General features: G+C 57.3%; 8 protein-coding genes and 1 pseudogene. 3 read left to right on the top strand and 6 right to left on the bottom strand.

Annotation, left to right across the window (positions count from 1 at the left end; all coding sequences use genetic code 11):
• Positions 1–166: 166 nt before the first annotated feature.
• Positions 167–1,093 (top strand): nucleoside hydrolase, encoded by a 927-nt coding sequence (locus GHK62_RS29180; RefSeq protein WP_153442435.1) that lies wholly within the window; start codon positions 167–169, stop codon positions 1,091–1,093.
• A 300-nt stretch (positions 1,094–1,393) separates the two neighbouring features.
• On the opposite strand, the pseudogene GHK62_RS29175 reads toward GHK62_RS29180, so the two are convergent.
• Positions 1,394–1,970 (bottom strand): annotated as a pseudogene (locus GHK62_RS29175) (ABC transporter ATP-binding protein); the annotation flags it as partial.
• 381 nt (positions 1,971–2,351) lie between these two features.
• Between GHK62_RS29175 and GHK62_RS29170 the strand changes: the two are divergent.
• Together GHK62_RS29170 and GHK62_RS29165 are read left to right on the top strand one after the other, a co-directional pair.
• A complete protein-coding gene (locus tag GHK62_RS29170; protein WP_153442434.1) occupies positions 2,352–3,383 on the top strand; it encodes a hypothetical protein in 1,032 nt (343 codons plus the stop codon).
• Positions 3,384–3,563: 180 nt separating this feature from the next.
• The gene (locus tag GHK62_RS29165) at positions 3,564–3,944 is read left to right on the top strand and encodes a type IV secretory system conjugative DNA transfer family protein (protein ID WP_153442433.1); all 381 of its coding nucleotides are present in this window, start codon (positions 3,564–3,566) and stop codon (positions 3,942–3,944) included.
• 77 nt (positions 3,945–4,021) lie between these two features.
• Here the strand turns inward: GHK62_RS29165 and GHK62_RS29160 are convergent, their stop codons facing one another.
• The 5 genes from GHK62_RS29160 to GHK62_RS29140 form a co-directional block, all read right to left on the bottom strand.
• Positions 4,022–4,900, bottom strand: coding sequence for an SMP-30/gluconolactonase/LRE family protein (locus tag GHK62_RS29160; RefSeq protein WP_153442432.1), 879 nt, complete (start codon positions 4,898–4,900; stop codon positions 4,022–4,024).
• Entirely contained in the window at positions 4,901–6,034 is a 1,134-nt protein-coding gene (locus GHK62_RS29155) for a mandelate racemase/muconate lactonizing enzyme family protein (RefSeq protein WP_153442431.1), read from the bottom strand.
• Complete coding sequence (locus tag GHK62_RS29150) at positions 6,031–7,119, bottom strand: NAD(P)-dependent oxidoreductase (RefSeq protein ID WP_153442430.1); 1,089 nt, start codon at positions 7,117–7,119, stop codon at positions 6,031–6,033. The genes GHK62_RS29155 and GHK62_RS29150 overlap by 4 nt, the downstream gene beginning before the upstream one ends.
• Positions 7,109–7,876, bottom strand: coding sequence for a 2-phosphosulfolactate phosphatase (locus GHK62_RS29145; RefSeq protein ID WP_153442429.1), 768 nt, complete (start codon positions 7,874–7,876; stop codon positions 7,109–7,111). Before GHK62_RS29145 ends, GHK62_RS29150 begins: the two co-directional genes overlap by 11 nt.
• Positions 7,873–8,584: ribokinase (locus GHK62_RS29140; protein WP_153442428.1), on the bottom strand; the 712-nt coding region annotated here is incomplete at its 5' end. The genes GHK62_RS29145 and GHK62_RS29140, both read right to left, overlap by 4 nt.

Here is an 8,584-nt window from a genome sequence, read left to right as displayed (position 1 = left end):
CGGGTTCCCAGACACATGTCGTTGCGGACGGCTAGGGGATGGTGATCCTCAATCTGGATGAAAAGGTCAAACTCAGCGCAAAGGCTGACGATATCTGCTCGTTCACGGTCGGCGACGGGAAAGCCGTCGGCCCGCTGCCAGCATCTCGGTTAAGGGGGAAACTTTAATGACTCAAATTGGATATGCCGACCGGATCAGAATGCTCGAACCGCCAAAAGGCCGCGTAAGATGCGTTCTGGACACCGATACATACAACGAGATCGATGACCAGTTCGCGGTCGTACAAATGCTGTTATCGGCCGATCGACTCGACCTTCAGGCGATCTATGCCGCTCCGTTTCATAATGCCCGCTCGGAAAACCCGGGTCATGGCATGGAACTGAGCTATGACGAGATCCTGCGTCTGCTCACGCGGATGGACGTCGAGCCGGAAGGGCTTGTGTTCCAGGGAGTGAGAAGCTACGTCGGACCCGAAAAGGTGGGGAGAGACGCTCCCGCAGTCGAAGATCTGATTGGCCGCGCTCGCGCAAGTTCCACGGCCGATCCGCTCTACGTCGTGGCAATCGCGGCGATCAGCAACGTGGCATCAGCCATCCTGAAGGCGCCCGACATCATCGATAGGATTGTTGTTGTTTGGCTTGGCGGGGATGCGCTTGAATGGCCGGACACCAGGGAATTTAATCTTTGCCAGGACGTCGGCGGGGCGCAGGTGTTGTTTGACAGCGGGGTTCCGGTGGTACTTCTGCCATGCCTCGGAGTTGTCTCGCATCTCCTGAGTTCGGTTCCGGAGATCGAGCGGCATGTCGAACCACACGGAGAAATCGGAAAATTCCTCGCGCAGCGATACAAGGAACACTCGGACGATCACGTCGGTTGGTCGAAGGAAATCTGGGATATGGCGCCGGTAGCCTGGTTGCTCAATCCCGACTGGTGCGAAAGCGTAATCACTTCTACGCCGGTGCTCACAGATCAGGTGACGTGGAGCGTCGACAAGAAGCGGCATCCAATGCGCTACGTCTATCGGGTTCATCGCGATCCCATTTTGAAAGACTTTTTCGGGAAGATGAAAGCTCGATCGAACGGTGCGAGCTGATCCGGCTTGCTGGCCATTTACCGGCCGCCGCTGGACGAGCGTCCTCGAACTTCCTCCAGATTTGAGGTCGAAGGGAGGCCACAATTTCTCCTAGAACTCGTTTTAATTGATGATCTCGGCGCCGCGGCGAAACTTTATCGCGCGGCGCTTTCTCTCCTTTCGATCGCGCGCAAAGCCTGTCTCCAAGACTGCCTGGCAACCAACCCGCTGCCGCAGGTCCTCTATTTCTTCTATCTCCATCTGCACTTCTGGCCAGCGGCCGGCTCCTCGTCCGAAGGCAGCGCGCCAGCCTCGATCTGGATCATGGGCAACATAGACGATCGTTGTGCCTAGGCGCTGATGCAGTTCCTTGATTTCAACGCGCATCGCAACACGAAGTTTGGCGTCGAGATTCGAGAGTGGCTCATCGAAAAGGAACACCTGAGGGTCTCGCACAATGGCCCGCCCCATAGCCACACGTTGACGCTGTCCTCCCGAGAGCTGTTTTGGATACTGGTCCAGTAGCGTGCCCAAGTCGAGAATTTCGGCGCTTTTTTCACCCTAGCGTCGATCTCAGCTTTTGGCTTGCCCCTAATCTTGAGCGAGAAGCCCATGTTGTCGGCGACGGTCTTGTGGGGATAAAGCGCATAGTTCTGGAACGCCATCGCTACGTCGCGCTCTTTTGGCAGAAGATCGTTTACCACCCGGCCGCCAATACGGATCTCACCGCTCGATATTGATTCGAGACCAGCAATCATGCGTAACAGGGTGGATTTGCCACACCCGGACGGACCGGCCAGGATGACGAACTCGCCATCTGCAATTCGACATTCACGCCATGAATGACGTGGGCGCTTCCATAGCGCTTGACGATGTTCCTAATCGTGAGCTGAGCCAACTGCCATCTCCTCTATTGCGGCGAAGCGATTTGCATCTCCACTTCGCCATTGTGGAGATGCAGAGACTTGAATTTTCGAAGCTGCCTCGAATTAGAGCGAGCACGTTATTAGAGGCTTCACGTCCATTTCACCTGGAGAGAGCATGTCCGCGCCGTGACAAAACCTGACGCGCGCTTCTCGAACGATCGCTGTGCCCCAACGCGATCTGGATTTGAACTGGCCTAGCTTAACCATGCGACCTCCTTGAGCCGAGCGATTTCTAACGCCCCATTACCAGTTGGCAATATTCGGTTATTGCATTCTTGCCAGAAATACTCTAGCGTGCGTCTGCTTCTTCGCCTGGCGATGTCGCGCATGAAAGGATAATCTGGAGGATTCACATGACCATTAGACTGTTGCACCAGACCGACCTATTTCGCCCCTATGAGGATCCGGACGACCACTGGGACCTTGCCTGCGTTTATGCTCTTGCCGCATCGGGCCAACTCGAACTTGGCGGCGTACTGGTTGACTTCCCGCCCGGTGATTCTCCGGCCCGCAGTCCGGACGTCACCGGCATTGCGCAGCTAAGCTACCTCACGGGATTGCCGACCCACATGGCGGTTGGCTCCTCTGTTCCCTACACGCATGACCGCGCTTCGCTCGCTACCCTTTCCAGGCGCGACCGCGCCGGCGCGGAGTTCCTTCTCAACTATCTGCGCGAAAGCGAAGGGCCGGCCTACATCAGCATCGTCGGTTCCTGCCGCGATCTCGCCATTGCGGCCAAGCTTGATCCTGATGTTTTCCGCAACAAATGTGCCGGCATCTACCTCAATGCGGGCGCGGGCCATCCCGAAATAGCGAAGCAGGGAGGTACAGAGTATAATGTCGTGCTCAACGCAGCCGCTTATGCCGCCACGTTCGATATCCCGTGCCCGATTTACTGGATGCCATGCCACGAGACGGTATTTAAAGAATGGCTCGATTATAGGGTCCAACAGTTCGGAACTTACTATCGTTTCAAACAGGGCGATGTTCTGCCGAAGTTGTCATCCGTCCTGCAAAGCTACTTTACCTATTCCCTCGAGGGCAGAACGGATGCGCGCTACCTACAGCCCCTGCTCACCCCGCGGCACGATACATCGGCCGTCCGCACCCTGCAGGAATATCGCAACATGTGGTGCACCGCTGGCTTTTTCCACATGGTGTCGCAAGCGGTGGACAAGGCGGGCAAGATTATAGCGGTGTCCAATGTAGATGACGCGGTTTTTGGCTTCCGTCCCGTCCACATCAAGTGCGATCCGAATGGGGTGACGACCTGGAAGGACGCCGGCTCGGAATCAAATCGCTTCCTGTTTGAGGTGAAAGATCTCGATAGCTATGCCAGCGCCATGACTGTCGCCATGACGACGCTACTCGGGGCTATTCAATAGCCGCCGTACGCCGCGCCACTTCAAACTAAGAAGCCTTCCCCACTCTTGGCTGTCTCGATGAGTGGGGTTTGGCACCGCTAACGGCGAGCCCTCGCCGATGCCGAATTGCGGCGCTGCTAGATGGCACGTCTAACGAAGCCTGGGCCTCGATGAAGAGCATCGCGGTGATGGCGAGTCAGTTTGACGGCGTCTACGGGTTCGCTTGCCGTTGCCGTCCGCCCGTTCAAGAACAATCGGATCCTCAGGGGGATGGCACGTTCGACCTTCGACATCCGAGCGATGCGGCAGCAGTATATGAGTCGCTACCTGGATTTCCGGTTTCGGCAAGTCGCCTCGATCGGCCCGATCTTCAACGTGCTGATTGTCCAGTTCATGGACTGTATGTCGCGCAACATGATGAAACGCGGCGAGCGTCGCGTGCTGGTGTTGCCCGATGAAATCCAGAACCTCGGCAAGTTGAAGAACGCCTTGACCGTCGCCACCGTCCTCGGCGGCTATGGTGTTCTCGTGCTGGTTCTTCGTGCTGTCACTGCGCTCGATCGACAATGTCCACACCCGTGAAGGTCCGCTTGGATACGATGCGTGTGCTTGGGTTTGGGGGCCGCAAGAACACTCGCCGCTCGACTGCGGCCAGCCCACTAAATTCTGCAACCGAAGGGCGGTCGGCCCGCGTGATCGACTTCAACGCGGAAGAGGTTTCCGGACTCGGGAAAACGAAGAAGTTCGTCAGATGACTGCCTGACTCGCCGCGAGGTTATGAACAACGTTTTCAGGTCTTGGCCGCCAAGTGCCAGGCAGGTCGGCGCCATCGCAGGCATATCAACGCGATCTGTGACGTGACCGTCTCCGTCAATACGAACCACACAGCCGCCCCGTAGCCTGGCGCTCCAATAGCCTCCTTCATTATCAACGGTTGCGCCATCAGGCGATCCTGGGACGATGTTCGGGCCTGCAAGTGGCTCTATCTCGGTAATCCCCGAAAGATGAAGAGCCACGGCAAAACGCCGAATGGTGCCCTCCGCTGTGTCGGTGAAGTACATGATCTCGCCATCAGGCGAAAATTCCAGTCCGTTGGCGGCCGCCACTCCACTGAAAAGGGTAACGACCTCCCCGCTGGGCGCAATGCGATACACGCCACCCACTGGATCGCGGCTTTCCTGGTTGTATGTGCCCACGACGACCCCGCCGTACGGGTCGATAACGGCATCGTTGACACGGGTTTGCGAAAGATGCGGCTCAATTTCGGCCACTCGCGTGAAGTTGGTGAAGGTTGGATCCGAGATGACTACCAACTTAGGAAAGCCGAGGACGAAGCCGCCTCGCAGGCGCGGAAAAACGAACGCTGCACGATCTGGCAGTTGCCGCACGGCAGCAACTTTCCGGTGGTCGTCCCAGCGGAACACGCTCTTAGCTTCGATGTCAGTCCACCAAAGGGTGTTATCCAGCGCATTCCAGTTGCATCCCTCTCCCAAGAGGTTGTTACAATCAAACGCCGTGTTTGCTTGGTGAAGACGCATCTACTTTGCGCTCTGCATGTTTCGTGTCCGGAGTTGGGCCGGATCTACCGCGAAGGGCTTCAGTTTCTCGTCGTCGAATTCAACGCCGTGACCGGGTGTTTCAAATGGAAGGGCCACGCCATTCTCAAGGCGAAGTTCCGTTTGAAGTACGCCCATTTCTGAGAAGCTCCCACCGTGCACGCATTCAAGGATGCATGCGTTGTCGATCGCACACATAACTGAGACCGAGACCTCGGACATGTAATGAGGCGCCATAGTCCGGTGGAAGGATGCTGACAAATTGGCGATCTTTAGCCACTCACTAATTCCTCCAACGCGGCACACGTCCGCTTGGACGAAGTCAACAGCGTTAGCGTGTAGATAGTCAGCAAATTGGTGTCGGGTATACAGGCTTTCGCCGATCGCAATAGGCTGCGACACGAGGCGGCGAAGGTCGGCGTGCCCACGGACATCCTCGGCATGGAGAGGCTCCTCAATCCAACCAAGATCGAAGGGAGCTAGTTTCTGCAGCCGGCTCATGCAGTCAGCGACATTCCAACGCTGATTGGCATCGACGAACAGTCGCCGGGTGGGACCAATTAGTTTCTTCACCGCTGCGACACGTTCAAGATCTTCTTCCGCGTCATTCCGGCCGATCTTTATCTTAACGGCATCGTGTCCCTGACTGAGGAAGCCATCAACCTGACCGAGAAGCGCGTCGCAATCAAGAAAGAGGTCGATGCCGCTGCCATAGGTCGGGATGCTTTCGCGCCGCGCGCCGAGCAGACGGTGGAGTGGAACATTGTACGACTTTGCAGCAATATCCCAAAGCGCGATATCGATTGCGCCCAATGCAAGTGTGTTGATGCCGCCAGTACCGCTGCGATGTAACTGGCCGTAAAGGAACGACCAAAGTCGTTCCACATGTCTTGGATCTTGTCCGACAAGCATCTTGCCGCAATAGTCATCAATAAGAGCAAGAATGGCGCTGCCGCCGATGCCTGTCGTATAGGCGAAACCTGTCCCGACAATACCAGCATCTGTGGTCACGCTTGTAATAATATGTTCCAGGCTTGCTACCCGGTGGGTAGCATCCTCCCACGAGACAGTCGGCGGGATGTGATAAAGACGGGACGCAACATCAACGATTTTCAAGGCAAGGCCCTCCCAGCCATAGTGAGAACTTCGGGGTTCGACAGGTTCTCGGGATTGCCATCCAAGAGCCGCTGCAGATTTTGCACAATGCTGCGGGAATGTCGTAGGCGCATCTCTTCAGTCCACGCGGCGAGATGAGGCGTCGCAAGGACGCGCTGATGAGAAACAAGGGGGTCCGTCGCCGAAGGCGGCTCCGTATCAAACACGTCCAGCGCGGCGCCAGCGATTTCTCCGCGATCGAGCGCTCTGAGTAGCGCGTCAGTATCTATTAGGCCTGCTCGACCGGTGTTGATGAGATATGCACCGCGTCCCATTCGAGCGAGTTGATCTGCGCCGATCATACCGCGTGTTTGCGTACTGAGCCGAGCGTGTAAGGTCACGATTGTCGAGCTCGCCAGCAAAGCGCCGAGTGAGACCGGTTCGATCCCGAGGGTTTCCAGCTCCGCGCTGTCGACATAAGGATCATGGACGATAATCCTCATACCAAAGCCGGCGAACTTTTCGGCGACGACACGACCGATTGCCCCAAAGCCGATGATACCAAGTGTGCGACCATGCAACTCGATGCCCGTGAATGCGAGTTGGGGAGATTCCGCGCCGCGGCCCCATACCGTGCCGCGATAAAAATCTTCCCCGGCGTCGAAGTCAGGAGACCTTGACCTTATCCATCCACTGGCAGGGATCAGATGACGAGTGAGCGCGAGCGCGAGCGCCACCGTGAACTCTGCGACGCCATGATCCGTCCTCCCGATTGTATGAAGAACGGCGATCCCTCGCGCCGTGGCGGCCGCCATATCGATGTTCGCTTGCGGAGCCGAGCGCACTGATAGGATGGCGCGGAGATGAGGTGCAGCCGCCAGTAGTTCCTCATCGAAGCGCTCGTATCCCGCTATCACAATCTCTGCATCAGACACGGCGTCTATTAGCTTGGCGCGATCGCAGAACCATTCGCCGGCCGCCCAACCGAGCAGCTTGAGATCGCTCATTTCGCGGAGCGAGGCAATACCGTCTGGACTGAGGTCTGCTGTGGCAAGAACGCGAGGGCGGCTGCGGACTAATTTGATGGCAACAGCGCTACTGGGCATTGAGCAGATATACCGGATGATCACAAACTTCGGCGTGCGTGGTCACAACGGGAACGACAGCCGATTCGTTGAGCAGTGCACAAAACTCGACGTCATGCTGTCGATCATTGTTGATAAAGCGTCCCCCAGTCATTGAACTCATCAAAACGGCAATGGCGTTATCTTGTGAATTTGTGAAACCGTGAGCCAGCGACGCAGAATCCTCAAGTTCGACAGTGTCATGACCGGCAAGCTCGCAGATCTTTGAAACTATCATTCCGGCGCAATAACTGTCTTCAATCGCAATACGAGAGTTACGCAGTTGGCCGGAGCAGATAATTGTAATGTCTGCATTGCGCGATGATGCTTCCGCTAGTGCGCGCCGGGCCACCCCATCCAGGTTTCGCAATGAACCGAGCAGTACCAAGGCTGCGTCTTCGCGAACGGCTGCGAGAATTGCTGGCGTGCCATTGGCGGTTGCCAGCATCGAAAAGCGACCCGAAAGATCAAGTCCGGCCAGCAAGGATGGCGATGGTTCGTAATCAAAGCCGAGGGGCGGTGATCCATCGTCCTGCTCGGCGCAAATAACTCCATTCTGGCCCACAGCGGCGCGCGCATTGATGACGTCCGAGCCAAATCCTCCGACAAAAACGCGTTCGGTGCCGGCGTCGAACAATGTAACAATAGCCGTCGTGGCGCGGATCACATCTACGACGACACATACGTCGCCGGCGACGGCTAGGGGGCTAGAGGGAAGGAAAGCAACCTTTATTTTCATTGGCGCGCGGTCCCGATCTTCATCAACTCTTCGATCTGTCTTCCATCGGGCAAGGCCGGCACCACGAGCTTTTTCGTGACTGCGATGGCGCCCGCAGCTGTGCCGCGCCGAACAGCTTCAGTGAGAGACAACCCGCTGGCCAGACCTGCAGCGAGAGCCCCGTTAAATGCATCTCCGGCCCCCGTCGTGTCGACGACATCGACCGGGTAGCTTGCGATTTGGGTCATTCCGTCAGGCCCGGCAATCAGGGCACCATCCGCCCCCCGCGTCATCACGACATGTCCAACGCCGAGATCGCGAAGTCTTGACGCTATTTCGGCATCCGCCTGTCGATCGTCCGCTTCGAGGCCCAGCAGGATGCGCGCCTCGGACTGGTTCGGGGTAAGGATGTCAACATTGGCAAGAACCTCCTTTGGCAGGGCGCGGGCAGGCGCCGGATTGAGGATGGTCATCAACCCCCGGGCTTTGCCGATGGCAATCGCGCGGGCCGCCGTCTCGACGGGAATCTCAAGCTGCGTGAGCAGGATGGCGGGGCTCTTCCAAGTGGCCGCGAAAATTTCCACATCCGTCGTGGTGAGCCGGGCGTTAGCGCCAGGATCAGTAATGATGCGGTTCTCGCCCATGGCGTCCCGAATGATGATCCCGGCCATCGTAGGCGTCTCGGCCGTCTGCCGCACCTGGGAGCAGTCGACGCCTTCAACTCGCCAG

The organism is Sinorhizobium terangae, from assembly GCF_009601505.1.
Taxonomy (GTDB): domain Bacteria; phylum Pseudomonadota; class Alphaproteobacteria; order Rhizobiales; family Rhizobiaceae; genus Sinorhizobium; species Sinorhizobium terangae.
This window is presented reverse-complemented; position numbering and strand designations above follow the sequence as displayed.